Origin of the sequence: Halostagnicola sp. A-GB9-2 (assembly GCF_030068615.1) — an archaeon.
Classification (GTDB): Archaea; Halobacteriota; Halobacteria; order Halobacteriales; family Natrialbaceae; genus Halostagnicola.
In genome coordinates, this window is record NZ_JASJOC010000036.1 from 1 (window position 1) to 1140 (window position 1140).

1 pseudogene is annotated in these 1140 nt (G+C 63.9%); it reads left to right on the forward strand.

Going from position 1 to position 1140, the window contains the following annotated elements:
* A pseudogene (locus tag QNM96_RS22875) lies at positions 1-1140 on the forward strand (hypothetical protein); the annotation flags it as partial.

Below are 1140 nucleotides of genomic sequence, written 5' to 3' on the forward strand. Positions count from 1 at the left end.
CGCCTCGACGCTCAACAAGTCGGCGAACGTACGATCGTCCAGCGCTGGAACGATAGCGCGTCGACGAGTGAGGGCGAACGGGCGTTCTGGCCGATCTGGGGTAGTCTGAACGACGGCGGGACGGCGAACATCTGTAATTCGGAGCGCTGGCAGGATACCGGTGAACTCGGTGGCTACGGTGGCGTGGTCACGATGGCCGCGATCGACGCCGGCGAGATCCGACCGGCAAACGCCCGCCCCGTCGACGGTGAAACGTGGTGGCGCGGTGTCGAACGATTGCGCGAACTCGGCTTCGCGATCCCGGAGTACGAACCCGACGATGACGGTTATAAGGGAGATGGTAACGCAAAAGCGGTCTCGGCACTCCCGACCGGGCAGTTAGACGCGCTCGAGCCAGCTGAACGGCGACGGTTTGCGAAGAAGCGTGGCCTCGAGTGGCCGTCGACGGACGATGCTCGCGAAGAGCTCTTCGAGACGATCGCCGACGTCGTCCGTAACGAGGACGAACGAATCGTCGACGCGCCGACATCGCTCGGGAAGTCCCACACGATCGCGTCGACGCGATGGGGGGCTCGCGAGGACATCACCGGTGACCGACCGGTAGTTCATCTCCTCGAGACACGTGATGCCCGCGACGAAGCCGTCGACGTCGCCGAAAAACACGGCGGGCAGTATCACGTTCTCCTCGGTCGTCACGAGGCCTGCCCCGTCTGTGCCGGTGACCACGACGACGAGATCACGATCAAGGGCGAGCCCGCCAGCGAGTGGCTGGACGCACAGTGTGAGAGGAAGGGGATGCCCTTCTCGGCAGCCCATCGCTACCTCGAGGACAACAACGACCAGGGCGTCGAACTCCCCTGCGGCGGTGACCGCTGCTCGGCGATCACACAGTGGGAGACGTACCGCGAGGGGCCCGACGGTGAACTCGACTACTGGCCGCTCGTCATCGCGACACACAACTTTGCGTTTGCCCCTGGTCTCCGAATGCACAACAACGTCGTCGTCGACGAAGAGCCCAGTTACGCACAGGACGATCTCTCGACGAGTCGGATTCGAGATGCCGTCGGTGCCTACCTCCGTGAGATCGACGCACCCGTGAAGACCTGGGAAGCCTTCGTCCAACTCTCCCGGCACGACGAC